Annotated in this window: 22 protein-coding genes and 1 tRNA gene; 18 read left to right on the forward strand and 5 right to left on the reverse strand. The window is 49.1% G+C overall.

All coding sequences use genetic code 11. The annotated features are described in order from the left end of the window. Nucleotides 1-143 precede the first annotated feature (143 nt). Nucleotides 144-1,079, forward strand: a complete 936-nt coding sequence (dsdC, locus tag K0778_RS09470; protein WP_001300996.1) for a DNA-binding transcriptional regulator DsdC — start codon at nt 144-146, stop codon at nt 1,077-1,079. 95 nt (nt 1,080-1,174) lie between these two features. Here the strand turns inward: dsdC and K0778_RS09475 are convergent. Then, nucleotides 1,175-1,249 (reverse strand) — tRNA-Arg (locus K0778_RS09475). Nucleotides 1,250-1,324: 75 nt separating this feature from the next. Beyond that, nucleotides 1,325-2,236 (reverse strand): formate/nitrite transporter family protein, encoded by a 912-nt coding sequence (locus K0778_RS09480; RefSeq protein ID WP_063084754.1) that lies wholly within the window; start codon nt 2,234-2,236, stop codon nt 1,325-1,327. A gap of 293 nt (nt 2,237-2,529) precedes the next feature. Here K0778_RS09480 and mlaA point away from each other — a divergent pair, with 293 nt between their 5' ends. Beyond that, a complete protein-coding gene (gene mlaA / locus K0778_RS09485) occupies nt 2,530-3,285 on the forward strand; it encodes a phospholipid-binding lipoprotein MlaA (protein ID WP_000776768.1) in 756 nt (251 codons plus the stop codon). A 181-nt stretch (nt 3,286-3,466) separates the two neighbouring features. On the opposite strand, the gene yfdF is transcribed toward mlaA, so the two are convergent. Together yfdF and fadL are read right to left on the reverse strand one after the other, a co-directional pair. Beyond that, nucleotides 3,467-4,525, reverse strand: a complete 1,059-nt coding sequence (gene yfdF / locus K0778_RS09490; RefSeq protein ID WP_063084753.1) for a protein YfdF — start codon at nt 4,523-4,525, stop codon at nt 3,467-3,469. 365 nt (nt 4,526-4,890) lie between these two features. Next, the gene (gene fadL / locus K0778_RS09495) at nt 4,891-6,231 is read right to left on the reverse strand and encodes a long-chain fatty acid transporter FadL (protein ID WP_001400735.1); all 1,341 of its coding nucleotides are present in this window, start codon (nt 6,229-6,231) and stop codon (nt 4,891-4,893) included. A gap of 371 nt (nt 6,232-6,602) precedes the next feature. On the opposite strand from fadL, the gene K0778_RS09500 reads away from it, so the two are divergent. The 11 genes from K0778_RS09500 (at nt 6,603) to yfcO (ending at nt 18,309) form a co-directional block, all read left to right on the forward strand. Further along, nucleotides 6,603-6,887 (forward strand): YfcZ/YiiS family protein, encoded by a 285-nt coding sequence (locus K0778_RS09500; protein ID WP_001296261.1) that lies wholly within the window; start codon nt 6,603-6,605, stop codon nt 6,885-6,887. A 180-nt stretch (nt 6,888-7,067) separates the two neighbouring features. After that, nucleotides 7,068-8,378 carry an acetyl-CoA C-acyltransferase FadI gene (gene fadI, locus K0778_RS09505; RefSeq protein WP_001530662.1) on the forward strand — a complete coding sequence of 437 codons (1,311 nt, stop codon included), beginning with the start codon at nt 7,068-7,070 and terminating at the stop codon, nt 8,376-8,378. Next, a complete protein-coding gene (gene fadJ, locus K0778_RS09510) occupies nt 8,378-10,522 on the forward strand; it encodes a fatty acid oxidation complex subunit alpha FadJ (RefSeq protein ID WP_001618735.1) in 2,145 nt (714 codons plus the stop codon). Before fadI ends, fadJ begins: the two co-directional genes overlap by 1 nt. Before the next feature lie 202 nt (nt 10,523-10,724). Then, nucleotides 10,725-11,210 (forward strand): phosphohistidine phosphatase SixA, encoded by a 486-nt coding sequence (sixA, locus tag K0778_RS09515; protein ID WP_001195819.1) that lies wholly within the window; start codon nt 10,725-10,727, stop codon nt 11,208-11,210. Nucleotides 11,211-11,890: 680 nt separating this feature from the next. Then, nucleotides 11,891-12,454: a fimbrial protein gene (locus K0778_RS09520; protein WP_000033316.1), complete on the forward strand. Its 564-nt coding sequence runs from the start codon at nt 11,891-11,893 to the stop codon at nt 12,452-12,454. A gap of 81 nt (nt 12,455-12,535) precedes the next feature. Then, nucleotides 12,536-15,181, forward strand: a complete 2,646-nt coding sequence (gene yfcU / locus K0778_RS09525; protein WP_063084752.1) for a fimbrial usher protein YfcU — start codon at nt 12,536-12,538, stop codon at nt 15,179-15,181. Nucleotides 15,182-15,200: 19 nt separating this feature from the next. Continuing rightward, the gene (locus tag K0778_RS09530; protein ID WP_001281606.1) at nt 15,201-15,953 is read left to right on the forward strand and encodes a fimbria/pilus periplasmic chaperone; all 753 of its coding nucleotides are present in this window, start codon (nt 15,201-15,203) and stop codon (nt 15,951-15,953) included. Then, entirely contained in the window at nt 15,953-16,465 is a 513-nt protein-coding gene (locus K0778_RS09535; RefSeq protein ID WP_001311011.1) for a fimbrial protein, read from the forward strand. The genes K0778_RS09530 and K0778_RS09535 overlap by 1 nt, the downstream gene beginning before the upstream one ends. Further along, on the forward strand, nt 16,462-16,950 hold the full coding sequence (locus K0778_RS09540; protein ID WP_001232541.1) for a fimbrial protein: 489 nt from the start codon (nt 16,462-16,464) through the stop codon (nt 16,948-16,950). Before K0778_RS09535 ends, K0778_RS09540 begins: the two co-directional genes overlap by 4 nt. Then, nucleotides 16,947-17,486: a fimbrial protein gene (locus K0778_RS09545; protein ID WP_001043398.1), complete on the forward strand. Its 540-nt coding sequence runs from the start codon at nt 16,947-16,949 to the stop codon at nt 17,484-17,486. Before K0778_RS09540 ends, K0778_RS09545 begins: the two co-directional genes overlap by 4 nt. 1 nt (nt 17,487) lies before the next feature. After that, nucleotides 17,488-18,309 carry a fimbrial adhesin YfcO gene (gene yfcO, locus K0778_RS09550; RefSeq protein WP_000698745.1) on the forward strand — a complete coding sequence of 274 codons (822 nt, stop codon included), beginning with the start codon at nt 17,488-17,490 and terminating at the stop codon, nt 18,307-18,309. A gap of 70 nt (nt 18,310-18,379) precedes the next feature. Here yfcO and smrB read toward each other — a convergent pair whose 3' ends face one another. Beyond that, nucleotides 18,380-18,931 carry an endonuclease SmrB gene (gene smrB, locus K0778_RS09555; RefSeq protein ID WP_000730806.1) on the reverse strand — a complete coding sequence of 184 codons (552 nt, stop codon included), beginning with the start codon at nt 18,929-18,931 and terminating at the stop codon, nt 18,380-18,382. A gap of 165 nt (nt 18,932-19,096) precedes the next feature. Here smrB and prmB point away from each other — a divergent pair, with 165 nt between their 5' ends. The 5 genes from prmB to epmC are packed head-to-tail and all read left to right on the forward strand — an operon-like array spanning nt 19,097 to nt 23,334. Beyond that, nucleotides 19,097-20,029: a 50S ribosomal protein L3 N(5)-glutamine methyltransferase gene (gene prmB, locus K0778_RS09560; protein ID WP_063084751.1), complete on the forward strand. Its 933-nt coding sequence runs from the start codon at nt 19,097-19,099 to the stop codon at nt 20,027-20,029. A gap of 34 nt (nt 20,030-20,063) precedes the next feature. Next, the gene (gene aroC / locus K0778_RS09565; protein WP_001333535.1) at nt 20,064-21,149 is read left to right on the forward strand and encodes a chorismate synthase; all 1,086 of its coding nucleotides are present in this window, start codon (nt 20,064-20,066) and stop codon (nt 21,147-21,149) included. 3 nt (nt 21,150-21,152) lie between these two features. Continuing rightward, complete coding sequence (mepA, locus tag K0778_RS09570; RefSeq protein ID WP_001043825.1) at nt 21,153-21,977, forward strand: penicillin-insensitive murein endopeptidase; 825 nt, start codon at nt 21,153-21,155, stop codon at nt 21,975-21,977. Beyond that, the gene (locus tag K0778_RS09575) at nt 21,977-22,786 is read left to right on the forward strand and encodes a sulfite exporter TauE/SafE family protein (RefSeq protein WP_000447361.1); all 810 of its coding nucleotides are present in this window, start codon (nt 21,977-21,979) and stop codon (nt 22,784-22,786) included. Before mepA ends, K0778_RS09575 begins: the two co-directional genes overlap by 1 nt. Continuing rightward, nucleotides 22,786-23,334, forward strand: coding sequence for an elongation factor P hydroxylase (epmC, locus tag K0778_RS09580; protein ID WP_001089222.1), 549 nt, complete (start codon nt 22,786-22,788; stop codon nt 23,332-23,334). The genes K0778_RS09575 and epmC overlap by 1 nt, the downstream gene beginning before the upstream one ends. Nucleotides 23,335-23,355 lie beyond the last annotated feature (21 nt).

Below are 23,355 nucleotides of genomic sequence, written 5' to 3' on the forward strand. Positions count from 1 at the left end.
GCCTTTCACATGAGGTAAATTGCATCAATGGAGTGATTTACATCTAAAAATGAAGGTGAATTGAGATATGGTTCACTTTAGCTCATCTCATAGCTGAAATTTTGCCGCTATTTTTTTACACTTAAGCGAAAAATGAGGTGATTATGGAACCCCTTCGTGAAATAAGAAATCGGCTGCTTAACGGCTGGCAATTATCAAAAATGCATACTTTTGAAGTGGCTGCCAGGCATCAGTCCTTCGCCCTGGCGGCAGAGGAATTGTCGCTGAGCCCCAGTGCGGTAAGTCACCGTATCAATCAGCTGGAAGAAGAATTGGGCATTCAGTTGTTTGTTCGTTCCCATCGCAAAGTGGAATTAACGCACGAGGGGAAACGTGTTTATTGGGCGCTAAAATCGTCGCTGGATACCCTGAACCAGGAAATTCTTGATATCAAAAATCAGGAGTTATCGGGAACGTTAACTCTGTATTCCCGGCCCTCTATCGCCCAATGCTGGTTGGTGCCCGCATTAGGTGACTTTACACGCCGGTATCCGTCTATTTCGCTCACCGTGCTCACTGGTAATGACAACGTCAATCTGCAACGTGCCGGAATCGATTTGGCGATCTACTTTGATGATGCGCCGTCAGCGCAACTCACTCATCACTTTCTGATGGATGAAGAAATCCTGCCAGTATGTAGCCCGGAATACGCTCAAAGACATGCTTTAACCAACACGGTAATTAACCTGTGTCACTGTACGTTGCTCCATGACAGACAGGCATGGAGCAACGACTCCGGTACGGATGAATGGCATAGTTGGGCGCAACATTATGCGGTTAATTTGCCGACATCTTCTGGAATTGGCTTTGATCGTTCTGATTTAGCTGTTATTGCCGCGATGAATCATATTGGGGTGGCGATGGGAAGAAAACGCCTGGTACAAAAAAGGCTTGCCAGTGGTGAGCTCGTCGCGCCGTTTGGCGATATGACGGTGAAATGCCATCAGCATTATTACATCACCACATTACCGGGCAGGCAGTGGCCAAAAATTGAAGCGTTTATTACCTGGCTAAGAGAACAGGTAAAAACCACTTCATAATGAATAAAACCACGAGTTCCTGGTGTGCCTTATTCGGCCTGCTAGTTCGAATTTAATTTACGGTTTTTATGTGGTTTTAGGGATAAACACAAGGATGGTGTCCCCTGCAGGAATCGAACCTGCAATTAGCCCTTAGGAGGGGCTCGTTATATCCATTTAACTAAGAGGACAATGCGGCATGAGTATACCCGCTAATGGAGTGCGGGGTAAGTACGCTGCCGCTCGATTGCTTAAACCCTCGCCATTTATGCCGGGTTTTTATAATTTTTCTTAATGTTTTCCGCACGTTCTGCTTTTTGGCGTGCTTCTGCTTTACGCTTATTGCTCATGTCGTTACGAATCTGTGCATGACTCATTAACGCGAAGATAAAGGTGCCGCCGCAGATGTTCCCCGCTAAAGTAGGTAGTGCGAAGGGCCAGATGAAATCGCTCCAGTGCAGCGTACCGTTAAACACCAGATAGAGGATTTCAACAGAACCGACCACGATATGGGTGGTGTCACCCAGGGCAATAAGCCAGGTCATCAATATAATCACCACAATCTTTGCCGCACCCGCTGCAGGAAACATCCAAACCATAGTGGCGATCAGCCAGCCGGAAATGATCGCGTTGGCAAACATCTCGCTGGGGGTGTTCTTCATCACATCCATGCCGATTTTGACAAATGCATCGCGAGTTTCTTCATTGAAGATAGGCATATATTCAAATGCCCACGCCGCAATACCTGTCCCGAGAATATTACCCAGCAGCACGACGCCCCATAACCGTATAAGTAAGCCGACGTTGCTCATTGTCGGTTTTTGCATGACGGGTAGTACCGCAGTCACGGTATTTTCGGTAAATAATTGCTGGCGGGCCATAATGACGATAATAAAACCAAAGGTATAACCGAGATTCTCCAGCAAGAAGCTGCCCGGCACACCTTCCAGTTCGACTTGAAATATCCCTTTTGCCAGTAACGAAGCGCCCATCGACAGACCCGCCGCAATGGCTGACCACAGTAGCGCCATTGCGTCGCGTTCCAGCTCTTTTTCACCATCCTGGCGGATATGCTCATGAATTGCCATCGCCCGGGAGGGGAGTCGGTCTTCATCTATTTCTATTTTTTTGCCGCGCTCTTTTTCTTCGCTCTCAACTTCAATTTTGTCGTTGTCCATGGTCTCTTCTCTTGAATTAGCACGTATAGCTAAAGCGTAGCGGCTTTTTTGCTCGCAACTGACGGGAGTTACTCTGAAAATGTAGAAAAGGCTGCGTTTGCCTTTTTCTGTTTCTATAGAATCAAGTAGCCTACAGGGCGGCGATTACCAGGCTATGATCAAATCAGCAAATCAGGGCGTCTGGACATCAGTTGACGTGCTGTTACAATCGCCCACACCTAAACAGGCGGATACGGTATCGTTCCGTCATGGATGGCAAACTGCATAAGCCATAAAAAAACAGGGAGACATTTATGAAGCTTCGCCTGTCGGCGCTTGCTCTGGGAACTACGCTTCTGGTGGGGTGTGCGAGTTCCGGTACAGATCAGCAAGGGCGTTCTGACCCGTTAGAAGGGTTCAACCGCACCATGTACAACTTCAACTTCAATGTATTAGACCCGTATATTGTTCGACCGGTCGCTGTCGCCTGGCGTGATTATGTTCCGCAACCGGCGCGTAACGGTTTGAGCAACTTTACTGGCAACCTTGAAGAACCTGCGGTGATGGTTAACTACTTCTTGCAGGGCGACCCTTATCAGGGGATGGTCCACTTTACCCGCTTTTTCCTGAACACCATTTTGGGGATGGGCGGTTTTATTGATGTTGCAGGGATGGCGAACCCGAAACTGCAACGGACTGAACCTCACCGCTTCGGTAGTACGCTTGGTCATTATGGCGTGGGTTATGGGCCTTACGTCCAGTTACCGTTCTACGGTAGCTTCACGCTGCGTGATGACGGTGGTGATATGGCGGATGGTCTTTACCCGGTTCTTTCCTGGCTGACCTGGCCGATGTCTGTGGGTAAATGGACGCTTGAAGGGATAGAAACTCGTGCGCAGTTGTTGGATTCCGATGGTCTGCTGCGTCAGTCGTCCGATCCTTATATTATGGTGCGCGAAGCGTACTTCCAGCGTCATGATTTCATCGCTAATGGCGGCGAACTCAAACCGCAGGAAAATCCGAACGCACAAGCGATTCAGGATGATTTAAAAGATATTGATTCTGAATAAGAAACAAATAAAAAAGGTGAGTCGCAAAACTCACCTTTTTTGTTGTTATCCCTCAATTACCACAAGTAAAAGGAGATAAACCGACAATGACCCGGACGTAATGATGTAAAAATACTGATGTTCGTCACTGACTATTTCCGATATTCAGGCGTTGAAAAATCAAAAAACTGGAAAAATAATTTTAAATATCATCAAAATTAACACCTGGCGCAGATAGTTGATTAATTTCATTTTGATATTTCGCCTGGCGATTTTGAAGTCTTTTTTCAACGTTATCTTCGAGATCCTTAAAGTCTTTGTATTTATTTTCAGGATGGTCAACGTCAACTTTGTTAGCGAATAAATTAGAAATTATTTCTTTTACATTATCGCGTCTAAATTTTGCATCGTCCACTTGAAAATTATATCTTATTGCTCGACCTAAACGTTTAAAAACTTCGTTAGGTTCTCTCAGTCTTTCCCCGTTGAGCTCGTTTATAACCTGATGATCGGAACCTGTTGCAAATGATTCTGCCATGATAGCTTTACTGCTTTCAAACCACGCTGAAGCACTCCTGGCGTTTTCACTACAATATTGGGTGAGACTATCACCATTAATACGAATTCCTCTTTGAATGTGGTAGTCGTCCTGATCGTAGTAACCGAGAGATAAGTAATCATTTCCGTTTTTATTTTTAATTACAATAGCGAGAGAGTCGCCTTTTTTATCTTTACCGTACCAGGTAAATAAGTCCGTTGGTTCGCTTTTCCCGCTCTCATCAAATTCCGTTACCGTATGTCTGAGTTTGTGTGATATCTTATCGAAGATAAAACCAGGATCTCCATCATATATTTCTTTTAATGCGCTGAAGATCATTTCCTTGTTATTGATATCATGAGTCTTCTCAACTATGTTGTCATTAATGATAGTACGGACGAGTTCTTTGTCTTTATAGTTCGCAGGTAATTCTATTGGTTCTTGGTTGTCGATACCAATAGTAATATGGTCTGTATCATTGGAGTCAATATCAATATAAGTAACTGAGGGATTATTAATATTAAATCTATAAGGATCGTCGTTTACTCGTATGGCGTTTTTTATAAGCTCAAGTAGATGTTTAATACAGGTGCTTATTCCTTCCTTACCATTAAAAAGGTTTTTGAACTCTTGTACTAATCCATTAACTTCATCATTGTTATTTTCATTGATGGATTCTGGGTAAGCTGCGCTGGTATTGTTGATTGAAATAGATGGTAGCATGATTTTATTCCATTTTGATTGATTTGTTACAAATATATATTACCTAATGAAATAGACTATCAAAAAACGCTCATTTATTTAGAACCTATCTTTAATTTGAGTGTATGAGCGCACAATAGCCAGGGGGGGGGAGTATCCTGGAAATGCAGAAAAGTAAACTCTTTGAGAAGGACGAGCAGAACGCCTGAAAATATGCCTTTCCCTTCAGGTTTGTCTGTGGATACCACTTATTGATTTGAAAGGGCAAGCTGCCAACAGGCTGTTTGCAAAACTCAGGAGGCAAGCAATGAGGAAACTACTTTCGGTGAAGTGGGGGAGTTAAAGCCACCTGCTATGCAGGTGACTTTATCCAGGCGAACGCGTTATCAGAACGCGTAGTTAAAGTTAGTACCGAACAGCCAGGCTTTACCTTCAGACTCGAAGGAATAAGCTGCCGGTCCTTCACCTTCAGTAAACTTCACATTCTGACCGTGCATATAAGATGCACCAACGTCAATGGATGCATCTTCATTAAATGCGTAGGTTAACCCAGCACTTAACCACAAGCGATCCTGGTCAGGAATAGAAATAGAACGTTTATCGGCCGGAACTGGGCTATCGTCATAGGCGATACCGGTACGGAAGGTCCAGTTTTTATCGTAATAGTAGGTTGTACCCAACGCGATACGATATGCGTCACGGAATCCTTCATCTTTATAGAACAGAGTCTGACCACTATCGCCTTTTGCTTTCAACTCCTGGAACTGGCTCCAACTGGTATAGGCCATGCTGTAGTGAATTGCCCACTGAGGCGCAACACGGTTATAACCAGAAATCTCCCACATCTCAGGTAAATTCAGCGTCAAGGATCCATTTTGGGTTGCACCCATTGTGCCATACGGTAAACCCATGCTACCCAAAATGTTGTTCAGATTTGGGTTAATGGAACTTTTGTAATCCCCTTCGAAGTCGATTTTAACTTCTGAACGATAGGTTAGGCCCCAACGGTTATCTTTATCCAGTTCATAAAGAATACCCGCGTTCCAGCCAAAGCCCCATTCGTCACCTTTCAGATGAGCAATTTGAGAGTCCGGGGTATTAATACCATTGGTTAGTGAAGCGGGTACACCTTGGGCAATCAACTGTTGAGACAACAAAGGCCCCAGCGAACCGGCGTAACGCTCAATTTTCGCCTTAGCGTATACAGCATCAAAACCAAGACCAAAACTCCAGCTATTGTTAAGGCGGTAAGCTCCGCTAAGGTTAAGGTTTATTGTTTGAAGATCGGTTTTACCGCCATAGATACCAGCAGCGTAGTTATCATTAAACTCCGTGGCCAGACCATAGTTTGAGGTAATAGAAGCCCCCCAACCAAACTGATCGTTAATAGGTGCTACGAAATGCAGGTTAGGCACCCACGCAGTTGGTGCAATATTATCTGCATCAGCACGCTGGCCCGTTAAATCGGAACGCCCAGAAATATCTACATCCGGGTCAATATAAACCGCACCCGCAGAAAATGTCGGGCGGTCAAACATAGTAATCAATGCGGGGTTACGGCTGACGTTACCTGCATCATCGGCAATTGCGCCTTCCCCTGAATAAGCCCGGCCCAGGCCAGAGGAAGAAAATTCGTTTAACTGAAAGCCTGCCGACCAGGCCTGGGTGGAGATAAGTGCCACTGCGACTGCGAGAGCAGACTTTGTAAACAGGGTTTTCTGGCTCATGACCATAACCTCAATGATTTATTTTTATACAAACTATGTTACGTGCTGTAACAGGAGCGCGAAGTGTAGGGTCTGAGGTACATCTTAGAAATCAGACCAGTGGCGAGAGTATAGGTCGGACCAGCTGGAATGTTGCAAGTATGTTTCTATCTTTTTTCAAATATGATCTAAGAAACGCGATCCAGCTGGCAAAATTTGGAGGTGGCGCACTCATGGATTCGGGTGAATTTTGTTTTAGATCATTTTTAAGTGTGATTTCGGTCACTTATCCGATTTTGCAGAATTAACAACTGGAGCAGCACTTTCCGGAAGCGTAAAATATCCACAACGTTTATCTGGCACCTTGGGTGCACATACAGAGGAAATCAACGATGAGTAAATGTAGTGCTGATGAAACCCCGGTTTGCTGCTGTATGGATGTTGGCACCATTATGGACAACTCCGACTGCACCGCGTCTTACAGCCGCGTGTTTGCAAACCGCGCAGAAGCAGAACAAACGCTGGCGGCGCTGACTGAGAAAGCCCGTAGCGTGGAATCTGAACCTTGCAAAATCACCCCGACTTTCACTGAAGAGTCTGACGGTGTGCGCCTGGATATCGATTTCACTTTTGCCTGCGAAGCTGAAATGCTGATTTTCCAGCTGGGTCTGCGTTAATTCCTCTCGGGTACGTACGCCCCTGTCAGTTGCTGGCAGGGGCGTTTTCTTTTCTCTTCTTCTTTTCTCTCTGTGTCATAGCTCCCACTTTCCCTTTTCTCCACTTGGCTAAATGTAAAAAAATGGTTAAGACTATGATCAGGTCAGACCACTTTATTTATTTTTTTACAGGGGAGTGTTATGGGTCAGGTTTTACCGCTGGTTACCCGCCAGGGCGATCGTATCGCCATTGTTAGCGGTTTACGTACGCCTTTTGCCCGTCAGGCGACGGCTTTTCATGGCATTCCCGCGGTTGATTTAGGGAAGATGGTGGTAGGCGAACTGCTGGCACGCAGCGAGATCCCCGCTGAAGTGATTGAACAACTGGTCTTTGGTCAGGTCGTACAAATGCCAGAAGCCCCCAACATTGCGCGTGAAATTGTTCTCGGTACGGGAATGAATGTGCATACCGATGCTTACAGCGTCAGCCGCGCTTGCGCTACCAGTTTCCAGGCAGTTGCAAACGTCGCAGAAAGCCTGATGGCGGGAACTATCCGAGCGGGGATTGCCGGTGGGGCAGATTCCTCTTCGGTATTGCCAATTGGCGTCAGTAAAAAACTGGCGCGCGTGCTGGTTGATGTCAACAAAGCTCGAACCATGAGCCAGCGACTGAAACTCTTCTCTCGCCTGCGTTTGCGCGACTTAATGCCCGTACCGCCTGCGGTAGCAGAATATTCTACCGGCTTGCGGATGGGCGACACCGCAGAGCAAATGGCGAAAACCTACGGCATCACCCGAGAACAGCAAGATGCATTAGCGCACCGTTCGCATCAGCGTGCCGCTCAGGCATGGTCAGACGGAAAACTCAAAGAAGAGGTGATGACTGCCTTTATCCCTCCTTATAAACAACCGCTTGTCGAAGACAACAATATTCGCGGTAATTCCTCGCTTGCCGATTACGCAAAGCTGCGCCCGGCGTTTGATCGCAAACACGGAACGGTAACGGCGGCAAACAGTACGCCGCTGACCGATGGCGCGGCAGCGGTGATCCTGATGACTGAATCCCGGGCGAAAGAATTAGGGCTGGTGCCGCTGGGGTATCTGCGCAGCTACGCATTTACTGCGATTGATGTCTGGCAGGACATGTTGCTCGGTCCAGCCTGGTCAACACCGCTGGCGCTGGAGCGTGCCGGTTTGACGATGAGCGATCTGACATTGATCGATATGCACGAAGCCTTTGCAGCTCAGACGCTGGCGAATATTCAGTTGCTGGGTAGTGAACGTTTTGCTCGTGATGTACTGGGGCGTGCACATGCCACTGGCGAAGTGGACGATAGCAAATTTAACGTGCTTGGCGGTTCGATTGCTTACGGACATCCCTTCGCGGCGACCGGCGCACGGATGATTACCCAGACATTGCATGAACTTCGCCGTCGCGGCGGTGGATTTGGTTTAGTTACCGCCTGTGCTGCCGGTGGGCTTGGCGCGGCAATGGTTCTGGAGGCGGAATAATGGAAATGGCATCAGCGTTTACTCTTAATGTTCGTCTGGACAACATTGCTATCATCACCATCGACGTACCGGATGAGAAAATGAATACCCTGAAGGCGGAATTTGCCTCGCAGGTGCGCGCCATTATTAAGCAACTCCGTGAAAACAAAGAGTTGCGCGGCGTGGTGTTTATCTCCGCGAAACCGGACAATTTTATCGCCGGAGCAGACATCAACATGATCGGCAACTGCAAAACGGCGCAAGAAGCGGAAGCTCTGGCGCGGCAGGGCCAACAGTTGATGGCGGAGATTCATGCTTTGCCCATTCCGGTTATCGCGGCTATTCATGGCGCTTGCCTGGGTGGTGGGCTGGAGTTGGCGCTGGCGTGCCACGGTCGCGTTTGTACTGACGATCCTAAAACGGTGCTCGGTTTGCCTGAAGTACAACTTGGATTGTTACCCGGTTCAGGCGGCACCCAGCGTTTACCGCGTCTGATAGGCGTCAGTACAGCATTAGAGATGATTCTCACCGGAAAACAACTTCGGGCGAAACAGGCATTAAAGCTGGGGCTGGTGGATGACGTTGTTCCGCACTCCATTTTGCTGGAAGCCGCTGTTGAGCTGGCGAAGAAGGATCGCCCATCTTCCCGCCCTCTACCTGTACGCGAGCGTATTCTGGCGGGGCCGTTAGGTCGTGCGCTGCTGTTCAAAATGGTCGGCAAGAAAACAGAACACAAAACTCAAGGCAATTATCCGGCGACAGAACGCATCCTGGAGGTTGTTGAAACGGGATTAGCGCAGGGCACCAGCAGCGGCTATGACGCTGAAGCTCGCGCCTTTGGCGAACTGGCGATGACGCCGCAATCGCAGGCTCTGCGTAGTATCTTTTTTGCCAGTACGGACGTGAAGAAAGATCCCGGTAGTGATGCACCGCCTGCGCCATTAAACAGCGTGGGAATTTTAGGTGGTGGCTTGATGGGCGGCGGTATTGCTTATGTCACTGCTTGTAAAGCGGGGCTTCCGGTCAGAATTAAAGATATCAACCCGCAGGGCATAAATCATGCGCTGAAGTACAGTTGGGATCAGCTGGAGGGCAAAGTTCGCCGTCGTCATCTCAAAGCCAGCGAACGTGACAAACAGCTGGCATTAATCTCCGGAACGACGGACTATCGCGGCTTTGCCCATCGCGATCTGATTATTGAAGCGGTGTTTGAAAATCTCGAATTAAAACAACAGATGGTGACGGAAGTGGAGCAAAATTGCGCCGCTCATACCATCTTTGCTTCGAATACGTCATCTCTACCGATTGGTGATATCGCCGCTCACGCCGCGCGACCTGAGCAAGTTATTGGCCTGCATTTCTTCAGTCCGGTGGAAAAAATGCCGCTGGTGGAGATTATTCCTCATGCGGGGACATCGGCGCAAACCATCGCTACCACAGTAAAACTGGCGAAAAAACAGGGTAAAACGCCAATTGTCGTGCGTGACAAAGCCGGTTTTTACGTCAATCGCATCTTAGCGCCTTACATTAATGAAGCTATCCGCATGTTGACCCAAGGTGAACGGGTAGAGCACATTGATGCCGCGCTAGTGAAATTTGGTTTTCCGGTAGGCCCAATCCAACTTTTGGATGAGGTAGGAATCGACACCGGGACTAAAATTATTCCTGTACTGGAAGCCGCTTATGGAGAACGTTTTAGCGCGCCTGCAAATGTTGTTTCTTCAATTTTGAACGACGATCGCAAAGGCAGAAAAAATGGCCGGGGTTTCTATCTTTATGGTCAGAAAGGGCGTAAAAGCAAAAAACAGGTCGATCCCGCCATTTACCCGCTGATTGGCACACAAGGGCAGGGGCGAATCTCCGCACCGCAGGTTGCTGAACGGTGTGTGATGTTGATGCTGAATGAAGCAGTACGTTGTGTTGATGAGCAGGTTATCCGTAGCGTGCGTGACGGGGATATTGGCGCGGTATTTGGCATTGGTTTTCCGCCATTTCTCGGTGGACCGTTCCGCTATATCGATTCTCTCGGCGCGGGCGAAGTGGTTGCAATAATGCAACGACTTGCCACGCAGTATGGTTCCCGTTTTACCCCTTGCGAGCGTTTGGTCGAGATGGGCGCGCGTGGGGAAAGTTTTTGGAAAACAACTGCAACTGACCTGCAATAAGAAGGTCAAAGCTATATGAATCCGCGCTGAATGGCGGAGTGTTGGTCAAAATGTAAACGCATATTGACTATACTTACGCCATTGAGGTAAAAAACAGCGTTTCATTCGGTGAATGGATAAGGCACAATGCCGGCCACCGTTTTCTTTCTCTGGTTTCAGATGAAAGAAAACGGGCGAATCTGGTTAACAAAAGCGGTGCAATATGCAAGTTTTTATCATGCGTCACGGCGACGCAGCCCTCGATGCCGCCAGTGATTCCGTTCGTCCTCTGACCACTAATGGTTGTGACGAATCTCGCCTGATGGCGAACTGGCTGAAAGGTCAAAAAGTGGAAATCGAACGCGTTCTGGTGAGCCCGTTCCTGCGAGCCGAGCAAACACTGGAAGAAGTAGGGGATTGTCTGAACCTGCCTTCCAGTGCAGAAGTTCTGCCGGAGTTAACGCCCTGCGGCGATGTTGGTCTGGTCAGTGCCTATTTACAGGCGTTGACCAATGAAGGTGTTGCTTCGGTACTGGTGATCTCTCACTTACCGTTAGTCGGGTATCTGGTTGCCGAGTTATGTCCGGGCGAAACGCCGCCTATGTTTACCACCTCGGCCATTGCCAGCGTAACGCTTGATGAAAGCGGAAACGGCACATTCAACTGGCAGATGAGCCCGTGTAATCTGAAGATGGCAAAAGCTATCTGATGAGTTCCAAATTATGCCCAATGAGGTAGATTCATTGGGCATAATTGCTCATCAGGCAGCGGATATCTGTCAACCTCACTACTATCGAAGACTCTCCCCATCTATAAATAAAACACCTTTAACTTTCATTCGGAAAGTATTCTTCTGCGCGTATCTTGATTTTGCCCAAAGTTACATGTTGAAATGAATAATGTCTGTTTGACACTCATTATCATTTATTAATACAGATAATGGAGAAAATAGAGTTGAATAATCAGGCAGGACGTAATTGAAACTTGATTAAATTCTGGCTATAGTGTTTATATATTATATCGACAAAAGCGGGTTAATGCCAATCGCATTATATGTTCATTGTTTGTTTTTTAAGCTATTGGCATTCATTGTTGATATGCTTCCTGTTTTTTCTAAATATATATTTCGTGTTTTTTTAGAAGATCCTTAAGATAATCTTTCCCCTATCAATATATTAATTAAATCTACATTTACTCATTAGTAAAATTAAATTGAATCAGGGGAGTGAAAACATCACTATTCGACCCCACACCAACGAATACATTTTTTACGACCTGTTTTTTTGGATCGCATGCCGTATTCAATGGCTGGGTATAAACATTGGCTATTGACTGAATCAATGTATTGCAATGTTTATATTTTAATTATTTATAGTTTAAGGACAAATAATGAGTAAGTTTGTTAAAACAGCTATTGCTGCGGCAATGGTGATGGGCGCGTTCACCTCTACGGCAACAATCGCTGCGGGTAACAACGGTACTGCACGTTTTTACGGCACCATTGAAGACTCAGTGTGTTCTATCGTTCCGGACGATCACAAACTGGAAGTTGATATGGGTGATATCGGTGCCGAAAAACTGAAAAATAACGGCACCACCACGCCGAAAAATTTCCAGATTCGCCTGCAAGATTGCGTATTTGATACTCAGGAAACAATGACCACTACCTTTACTGGTACCGTTTCTTCTGCAAATAGCGGCAATTATTACACCATTTTCAATACCGATACCGGTGCGGCATTTAACAATGTTAGCCTGGCGATCGGTGACTCTCTGGGTACCTCTTACAAAAGCGGCATGGGTATTGACCAGAAAATCGTGAAAGATACTGCCACTAATAAAGGCAAAGCGAAGCAGACTCTGAACTTTAAAGCCTGGCTGGTCGGCGCAGCTGATGCGCCAGATCTGGGTAATTTCGAAGCAAATACCACCTTCCAGATTACTTACCTGTAAGGCATACCCCCATAGCGACACTGCTATGGGGTATTTAAATGGATTTTGACCGAACAAGAATAAAAACGGATAAAAACGTGTATGCCTGACCATTCTCTTTTTCGATTACGGATTCTTCCGTGGTGCATTGCGCTGGCAATGTCAGGGAGTTATAGCAGTGTCTGGGCTGAAGACGACATTCAGTTTGATTCCCGTTTTCTGGAATTAAAAGGCGACACAAAAATTGATCTGAAGCGTTTTTCCAGCCAGGGGTATGTTGAGCCCGGAAAATACAATTTACAGGTTCAACTAAATAAACAGCCATTGGCGGAAGAGTACGATATTTACTGGTATGCTGGTGAAGATGACGTTAGCAAAAGCTATGCTTGTCTGACACCGGAACTGGTGGCGCAGTTTGGTTTAAAAGAAGACGTGGCGAAAAATCTGCAATGGAGCCACGATGGTAAATGCCTGAAGCCCGGTCAACTGGAAGGCATGGAAATTAAGGCTGATTTAAGCCAGTCCGCATTAGTCATTTCACTACCGCAGGCTTACCTCGAATATACCTGGCCCGACTGGGATCCACCTTCTCGTTGGGATGATGGCATCTCCGGGATCATTGCGGACTACAGCATCACTGCGCAAACACGACACGAAGAAAATGGCGGCGATGACAGTAACGAGATCAGCGGCAACGGGACGGTCGGGGTTAACCTGGGGCCATGGCGTATGCGCGCTGACTGGCAGACCAACTATCAACATACGCGCAGTAATGATGATGACGATGAATTTGGCGGCGATGACACACAAAAAAAATGGGAGTGGAGTCGCTATTATGCCTGGCGGGCGTTACCGTCATTAAAAGCCAAACTGGCGCTGGGCGAAGATTACCTCAATTCCGATATTTTCGACGGTTTTAATTATGTTGGTGGCAGTGTCAGCACTGACGATCAAATGTTGCCTCCCAACCTGCGCGGCTACGCGCCAGACATTTCCGGCGTGGCACACACCACAGCAAAAGTGACCGTCAGCCAGATGGGGCGTGTGATTTACGAAACGCAGGTTCCGGCTGGACCGTTTCGTATTCAGGATCTTGGTGATTCCGTCTCCGGTACGTTGCATATTCGCATTGAAGAACAGAACGGCCAGGTGCAGGAATATGACATCAGCACCGCCTCGATGCCATACCTCACTCGCCCAGGCCAGGTTCGCTATAAGATCATGATGGGACGTCCGCAAGAGTGGGGCCACCATGTCGAGGGGGGATTTTTCTCTGGTGCTGAAGCCTCCTGGGGCATCGCTAACGGCTGGTCGTTATATGGCGGTGCGCTGGGTGATGAAAACTATCAGTCTGCGGCGCTGGGCGTCGGTCGCGATTTGTCTACCTTCGGCGCGGTCGCGTTTGATGTTACTCATTCGCATACCAAACTGGATAAAGACACCGCTTATGGCAAAGGTTCGCTGGACGGTAACTCCTTCCGTGTGAGTTATTCCAAAGACTTTGACCAGCTCAACAGCCGCGTCACTTTCGCTGGATATCGCTTCTCGGAAGAGAACTTTATGACCATGAGCGAGTATCTGGATGCCAGTGACAGCGAAATGGTCCGTACGGGCAACGACAAAGAGATGTACACCGCCACTTATAACCAGAACTTCCGCGATGCGGGTGTTTCGGTTTATCTCAACTATACCCGCCATACCTACTGGGATCGTGAGGAGCAGACAAACTACAACATCATGCTCTCCCACTATTTCAATATGGGCAGCATTCGTAATATGAGCGTTTCCCTGACTGGCTACCGCTACGAGTATGACAACCGGGCGGATAAGGGCATGTACATTTCGCTCAGTATGCCGTGGGGCGACAACAGTACCGTTAGCTATAACGGCAACTATGGCAGTGGGACGGACAGCAGCCAGGTCGGTTATTTTAGCCGTGTCGATGACGCGACTCACTATCAGTTGAACATCGGCACCAGTGACAAACACACCAGCGTTGATGGCTACTACAGCCATGATGGTTCGCTGGCGCAGGTTGACCTCAGTGCGAACTACCATGAAGGGCAATACACCTCTGCGGGCTTGTCGTTACAGGGCGGCGCAACGCTTACTGCCCACGGCGGCGCACTTCACCGTACCCAGAATATGGGCGGGACACGCCTGCTGATTGATGCCGATGGCGTTGCCGATGTTCCGGTGGAAGGTAACGGGGCTGCTGTTTATACCAATATGTTTGGTAAAGCCGTCGTTTCTGACGTTAACAATTATTATCGCAATCAGGCGTATATCGACCTCAACAAATTGCCGGAAAACGCCGAAGCAACCCAGTCGGTGGTGCAAGCCACGCTAACTGAAGGAGCCATTGGCTACCGCAAATTTGCCGTCATCAGTGGTCAAAAAGCGATGGCGGTGCTGCGTTTACAAGATGGCAGCCATCCACCGTTTGGCGCAGAAGTAAAAAATGATAACGAGCAGACAGTGGGCCTTGTCGATGATGACGGTAGTGTCTATCTGGCTGGGGTGAAACCTGGCGAACATATGAGTGTGTTCTGGAGTGGTGTTGCGCATTGCGATATCAACCTGCCGGACCCGCTGCCTGCCGATCTGTTTAACGGCTTGTTACTGCCATGCCAGCATAAAGGCAACGTCGCGCCGGTTGTTCCTGATGACATAAAGCCTGTCATTCAGGAGCAGACGCAACAGGTGACACCCACCGATCCCCCTGTTTCTGTTTCAGCTTACCAATAACGTGATTAAGGAATGATCCATGTCTGATTTACTTTGCTCTGCCAAATTGGGTGCTATGACGCTGGCGTTACTGCTTAGCGCTACCAGTTTGTCTGCCCTGGCGTCTGTAACGCCAGATCGTACCCGTTTGATATTTAATGAAAGCGACAAATCAATCAGCGTGACGCTGCGTAATAACGATCCGAAACTCCCTTATCTGGCTCAAAGCTGGATTGAAGATGAAAAGGGTAACAAGATCACCTCGCCGTTAACTGTGCTGCCGCCAGTGCAACGCATCGATTCAATGATGAACGGGCAGGTAAAAGTGCAGGGAATGCCGGATATCAACAAATTGCCAGCCGATCGTGAAAGCATGTTCTACTTTAACGTGCGCGAGATCCCGCCAAAATCAAACAAACCCAATACCCTGCAAATCGCGCTGCAAACGCGTATCAAGTTGTTCTGGCGACCAAAGGCGCTGGAAAAGGTCAGTATGAAAAGTCCGTGGCAGCACAAGGTGACGCTCACCCGCAGCGGTCAGGCATTTACCGTCAATAACCCAACGCCGTACTACGTGATTATCAGCAACGCCAGTGCGCAGAAAAACGGTAATCCAGCTGCAGGGTTCTCGCCTCTGGTCATTGAGCCGAAAACCACGGTACCGCTGAATGTGAAAATGGATAGCGTACCGGTGCTGACTTACGTCAACGACTTTGGCGCACGGATGCCGCTGTTCTTCCAGTGCAATGGCAACAGCTGCCAGGTGGATGAAGAGCAGAGCCGCAAAGGCTGATGACGGGGGGAGTTATGAGTCAAAAGTTTGTAGTGGGCGCAGGGCTGCTGGTATGCAGTGTCTGTAGTTTATCTGCTATGGCTGGTAGTAAACCCGTGGATTTAATTCTGCGCGTGTTGGTCGATGCTCCGCCACCCTGTTCAATCAAGGGCAGCCAGGTAGAGTTCGGCAATATGATTGCTGATAACGTTGATGGCACCAATTATCGGCAAGATGCGAAATACACGTTGAACTGCACAAACAGTCTTGCTAACGACTTGCGGATGCAACTTAAGGGCAATACCTCAACGATTAACGGCGAAACGGTACTCAGTACCAATATCACCGGGCTGGGCATTCGGATAGAAAATAGCGCCGATAACTCATTGTTTGCCGTCGGTGAAAATAGCTGGACGCCATTTAATATCAATAACCAGCCACAGTTGAAGGCTGTACCTGTGAAGGCAAGCGGGGCGCAACTTGCTGCGGGCGAGTTTAACGCCAGTTTGACCATGGTGGTGGACTATCAATGAGAAAGACTTTCTTAACCCTGCTTTGTGTCAGTAGCGCCATAGCTCATGCTGCTGATGAAGACATCACCTTTCACGGGACATTATTGTCACCGCCAACCTGTAGCATCAGCGGTGGTAAAACCATTGAAGTCGAATTTCGCGATCTCATTATCGACGACATCAACGGCAACTATGGTCGTAAAGAGGTGCCATATGAACTCACTTGTGACTCGACGACCCGTCATCCAGACTGGGAGATGACCCTCACCTGGACTGGTACACAAACCAGTTTTAATGATGCAGCAATTGAAACTGATGTACCCGGTTTTGGTATCGAGCTTCAGCACGATGGTCAGCGTTTTAAACTCAATACTCCGCTTGCTATCAACGCCACTGATTTTACGCAAAAGCCGAAGCTGGAGGCCGTACCGGTAAAAGCGAGTGATGCTGTGTTAAGCGATACGAATTTTTCGGCTTACGCAACATTACGGGTGGATTATCAATGAATAAATCAATGATTCAGTCCGGTGGTTACGTCCTGTTAGCGGGGCTGATATTGGCAATGAGTAGCACGTTATTCGCGGCAGATAATAATCTGCATTTCTCCGGTAATTTATTAAGTAAATCCTGTGCGCTGGTGGTGGATGGCCAATATCTGGCAGAGGTGCGCTTTCCCACGGTCAGTCGTCAGGATTTGAACGTTGCAGGCCAGTCCGCTCGTGTACCCGTAGTCTTTAAGCTGAAAGATTGCAAAGGGCCGGCGGGATACAACGTAAAAGTCACGCTCACGGGGGTAGAAGACAGCGAACAACCCGGTTTTCTGGCACTGGATACGTCATCAACCGCTCAGGGAGTGGGAATTGGCATGGAAAAAACCGACGGAATGCAGGTTGCCATCAACAATACAAATGGGGCGACCTTTGCGCTAACCAATGGCAATAACGATATCAATTTCAGAGCCTGGCTACAGGCGAAAAGCGGCCGTGATGTGACGATCGGTGAATTTACCGCCTCTTTAACTGCGACATTTGAGTATATTTAAAATGAAAATACTACGATGGTTGTTCGCTCTGGTCATGCTTATTGCTACTACAGAAGCTATGGCTGCCGGGCATAGCGTTGACGTTTACTACGGTTACAACGGTGATTCGCGTAATATTGCGACTTTTAATTTAAAAATAATGATGCCATCCGCAGTGTACGTTGGTGAATATAAAAGTAGTCAATGGCTCATGACTGGGGAAATATTGCAAAATGTGAGCTGGAGTGGTCCTCCTCCTGCCCCTTCGGTTAAGCTGATTGGCTACCATCAAAATATCAACAAAGCAAGTTGTCCTGGATTACCGTCTGGGTGGAACTGCGGGTATTATACATTTGAGGTTATTGTCTCTGCAGAGATTGAATCTTACTTTTCTTGTCCATGGTTGGTTATTATGAATGACTCTGAAGCCTCTCCAGGGGGCGTGACGTATCAGGGGCCTGATAGTCACGACACGATTTGTCCATCCGTTTCTGTTCAACCTTATGACGTTTCATGGAATGAGAATTATGTCAGTAAGTCAAAACTGCTCACCCTGCAGTCGACGGGCGGTGTGGTTGAGAAAACGCTTTCAACGTATTTGATGAAAGATGGGAAGTTGTGCGACAGTACGCAGATGAATGAAACAGGTGGTTACTGCCGCTGGGTTGCACAGATGATAACTTTTACCGCGTCGGGATGTGACAAGGCGGAAGTCTCGGTCACGCCAAATCGACACCCTATAACGGACAAACAGTTACACGATATGGTCGTGCGTGTTGATACCAGCAGTATGCAGCCAATCGATTCTACTTGCCGGTTCCAGTACATACTGAATGAGTTGTAGCCCTTAGATACACCAGGCAGGGGCATTCGCCCCTGCCATTACCCGTACCTGGCGCAACGCGCTCAACTCCTCAGGGCAACTCCGGCGGCAGCCACTCTTCGACTTCAATCAACACCAACAACGCCGCATCACCGCCATACTCTTTTGGTGCCTGATGAAAGGCCATCACATGCGGATGTTGTGCCAGCCACAGCGGTGTTTGTTGCTTCAAAATATGCTTCCCGTGCCCATGCATCACGCAGGCGCAAAACACATGTTCACGGCGGCAGGCGGCAATCAACGCCCCCAGTTCCTGCTTGGCCTGCAGCTGCGTCAGACCGTGTAAATCCAAAAACAACTCCGGCGAATAATCGCCACGGCGCAGTTTCTTCGCCTCAAAATGGCTGACATCCGGGCGAACATATTTCACCGGACCTTCGGTATTTAATAACGGCTGAAACTCATCGGAGAAATAATGGCTGGCATCAGCCTGCTCCTGGATCAAGCGTTTCACCGGCACTTCGCTGATTTTTTTACGCTGCGGTCGGTGGACAATCGTGTCCTGCTTAATCTTGCGAGTCCCCGCCATCAACTGGCGAAACAGAGCCTGGTCCTCCTCGCTAAGTGTTGTTTTCTTTTTCATTTATCTGTCTCTATTTCTAATTTTCCTACAGTTTACCCGACTCGTAGCGCAATCGATCGTTTTAAACGTATTTTTCCTCACTCACCGCGCGTGAATGCTGATTTATCGTCATCTTCATGGCAAACTAGCCGCCGAAATTATTGCGATCATGCCCTGGAGGAATACGTGGATAAAATTTTCGTTGATGAAGCAGTAAATGAGCTGCAAACCATTCAGGACATGTTGCGCTGGTCGGTGAGCCGCTTCAGCGCGGCAAATATCTGGTACGGTCACGGTACCGATAACCCGTGGGATGAAGCCGTACAGCTGGTGTTGCCTTCGCTCTACCTGCCGCTGGATATTCCGGAAGATATGCGCACCGCGCGTCTGACCTCCAGCGAAAAACACCGTATTGTTGAACGCGTGATCCGCCGCGTCAATGAACGCATTCCGGTGGCTTACCTGACCAACAAAGCGTGGTTCTGCGGCCATGAATTTTACGTCGATGAACGCGTGCTGGTGCCGCGCTCGCCGATTGGTGAACTGCTCAACAATAAATTTGCCGGACTTATCAGCAAGCAACCGCAGCATATTTTAGATATGTGTACTGGTAGCGGCTGCATCGCCATTGCCTGTGCTTATGCCTTCCCGGATGCAGAAGTCGACGCGGTGGATATCTCTCCAGACGCGCTGGCGGTTGCTGAACAGAACATCGAAGAACACGGTCTGATCCACAACGTCATTCCGATTCGTTCCGATCTGTTCCGCGACTTGCCGAAAGTGCAGTACGACCTGATTGTCACTAACCCGCCGTATGTCGATGCGGAAGATATGTCCGACCTGCCAAACGAATACCGCCACGAGCCGGAACTGGGCCTGGCATCTGGCACTGACGGCCTGAAACTGACGCGTCGCATTCTCGGTAACGCGGCAGATTACCTTGCTGATGATGGCGTGTTGATTTGTGAAGTCGGCAACAGCATGGTACATCTTATGGAACAATATCCGGATGTTCCGTTCACCTGGCTGGAGTTTGATAACGGCGGCGATGGTGTGTTTATGCTCACCAAAGAGCAGCTTATTGCCGCACGAGAACATTTCGCGATTTATAAAGATTAAGTAAACACGCAAACACAACAATAACGGAGCCGTGATGGCTGGAAACACAATTGGACAACTCTTTCGCGTAACCACCTTCGGCGAATCGCACGGGCTGGCGCTCGGCTGCATCGTCGATGGTGTTCCGCCAGGCATTCCGCTGACGGAAGCGGACCTGCAACATGACCTCGACCGTCGTCGCCCTGGGACATCGCGCTATACCACCCAGCGCCGCGAGCCGGATCAGGTCAAAATTCTCTCCGGTGTTTTTGAAGGCGTTACTACCGGCACCAGCATTGGCTTGTTGATCGAAAACACTGACCAGCGCTCTCAGGATTACAGTGCGATTAAGGACGTTTTCCGTCCAGGCCATGCCGATTACACCTACGAACAAAAATACGGTCTGCGCGATTATCGCGGCGGTGGACGTTCTTCCGCCCGCGAAACCGCCATGCGCGTGGCGGCAGGAGCTATTGCCAAAAAATATCTCGCCGAGAAATTTGGTATTGAAATCCGTGGCTGCCTGACCCAGATGGGCGACATTCCGCTGGATATCAAAGACTGGTCGCAGGTCGAGCAAAATCCGTTTTTTTGCCCGGACCCCGACAAAATCGACGCGTTAGACGAGTTGATGCGTGCGCTGAAAAAAGAGGGCGACTCCATCGGCGCTAAAGTCACCGTTGTTGCCAGTGGCGTTCCTGCCGGACTTGGCGAGCCGGTCTTTGACCGCCTGGATGCTGACATCGCCCATGCGCTGATGAGCATCAACGCGGTGAAAGGCGTGGAAATTGGCGACGGCTTTGACGTGGTGGCGCTGCGCGGCAGCCAGAACCGCGATGAAATCACCAAAGACGGTTTCCAGAGCAACCATGCGGGCGGCATTCTCGGCGGTATCAGCAGCGGGCAGCAAATCATTGCCCATATGGCGCTGAAACCGACCTCCAGCATTACCGTGCCGGGTCGTACCATTAACCGCTTTGGCGAAGAAGTTGAGATGATCACCAAAGGTCGTCACGATCCCTGTGTCGGGATCCGCGCAGTGCCGATCGCAGAAGCGATGCTGGCGATCGTTTTAATGGATCACCTGTTACGGCAACGGGCGCAAAATGCCGATGTGAAGACTGATATTCCACGCTGGTAAAAAATGAATAAAACCGCGATTGCGCTGCTGGCTCTGCTTGCCAGTAGCGCCAGCCTGGCAGCGACGCCGTGGCAAAAAATAACCCAACCTGTGCCGGGTAGCGCACAATCGATAGGCAGTTTTTCTAATGGCTGTATTGTCGGCGCTGACACGCTGCCGATACAGTCCGAACATTATCAGGTCATGCGTACCGATCAGCGTCGCTATTTCGGTCACCCGGATCTGGTGATGTTTATCCAGCGTCTGAGTAGCCAGGTGAGCAATCTGGGCATGGGTACGGTGCTGATTGGCGATATGGGGATGCCCGCTGGTGGGCGTTTCAACGGCGGTCATGCCAGCCACCAGACCGGACTGGATGTCGATATCTTTCTGCAACTGCCGAAAACTCGCTGGACCTCCGCGCAGCTCTTGCGCCCGCAAGCACTGGACTTAGTTTCCCGCGACGGTAAACACGTTGTCTCCACGCTGTGGAAGCCAGAAATTTTCAGCTTGATCAAACTCGCCGCCCAGGACAAAGACGTCACGCGCATTTTTGTTAATCCGGCGATTAAACAACAACTTTGCCTTGATGCGGGCACCGATCGCGACTGGTTGCGCAAAGTGCGACCCTGGTTCCAGCATCGCGCGCATATGCATGTACGATTACGTTGCCCTGCCGATAGTCTGGAGTGTGAAGATCAACCTTTACCGCCATCAGGCGATGGTTGCGGGGCAGAACTGCAAAGCTGGTTTGAACCTCCAAAACCGGGAACAACAAAGCCTGAGAAGAAGACACCGCCTCCGTTGCCGCCTTCCTGCCAGGCGCTACTGGATGAGCACGTGATCTAATGGAAACGTTTAATAGCCTGTTTATGGTTTCCCCGCTGTTGCTGGGAGTTCTCTTTTTTGTCGCCATGCTGGCGGGATTTATCGACTCGATTGCCGGTGGCGGTGGGTTACTCACCATTCCGGCATTGATGGCAGCGGGGATGTCTCCCGCTAATGCGCTGGCAACCAATAAACTGCAAGCCTGCGGCGGCTCTATTTCCGCTACTATCTACTTTATTCGCCGCAAAGTGGTTAGTTTAAGCGATCAGAAACTCAATATCGCCATGACCTTTGTCGGCTCAATGAGCGGCGCACTGCTGGTGCAATACGTTCAGGCTGATGTCTTACGGCAGATTTTGCCCATTCTGGTAATTTGTATCGGCCTCTATTTCTTGCTGATGCCAAAGCTAGGTGAAGAAGACCGCCAGCGCCGGATGTACGGTTTACCCTTCGCGTTAATAGCCGGTGGCTGCGTCGGTTTTTATGATGGATTCTTTGGCCCGGCTGCCGGGTCGTTTTACGCGCTGGCCTTCGTTACGCTGTGCGGATTTAACCTCGCCAAAGCCACGGCTCACGCCAAATTACTCAACGCAACGTCAAACATCGGCGGTTTACTGCTGTTTATTCTCGGCGGCAAAGTGATTTGGGCGACGGGCTTTGTCATGCTGGTGGGGCAGTTCCTCGGCGCGCGCATGGGTTCACGACTGGTGTTGAGCAAAGGACAAAAGCTGATCCGCCCGATGATTGTTATCGTCTCGGCGGTGATGAGTGCCAAATTACTTTACGACAGCCACGGACAGGAGATCCTCCACTGGTTGGGGATGAACTAATGAACAGTACACACCACTACGAGCAGTTGATTGAAATTTTTAATAGCTGCTTTGCCGATGATTTTAATACCCGTCTGATTAAAGGCGACGACGAACCGATCTATCTTCCTGCTGATGCGGAAGTACCGTATAACCGAATCGTCTTTGCTCATGGCTTTTATGCCAGCGCAATTCATGAGATTTCGCACTGGTGTATTGCCGGGAAAGCGCGCCGTGAGCTGGTTGATTTCGGCTACTGGTATTGCCCGGACGGACGCGATGCCCAAACGCAAAGCCAGTTTGAAGATGTTGAAGTGAAGCCGCAGGCGCTCGACTGGTTGTTCTGTGTGGCGGCGGGATATCCGTTTAACGTCAGTTGCGACAATCTGGAAGGGGATTTCGAACCGGATCGTGTGGTGTTTCAACGGCGAGTACATGCGCAGGTGATGGATTATCTGACAAATGGCATTCCGGAACGTCCGGCACGCTTCATTAAAGCACTACAAAATTATTATCACACGCCGGAACTTACGGCGGAACAGTTCCCGTGGCCGGAAGCGCTCAACTGAAGCCAGCGCCACGTTTTACAA

It is taken from the genome of Escherichia sp. XD33 (genome assembly GCF_019375075.1).
In the GTDB taxonomy this organism is placed as follows: domain Bacteria; phylum Pseudomonadota; class Gammaproteobacteria; order Enterobacterales; family Enterobacteriaceae; genus Enterobacter; species Enterobacter flexneri_A.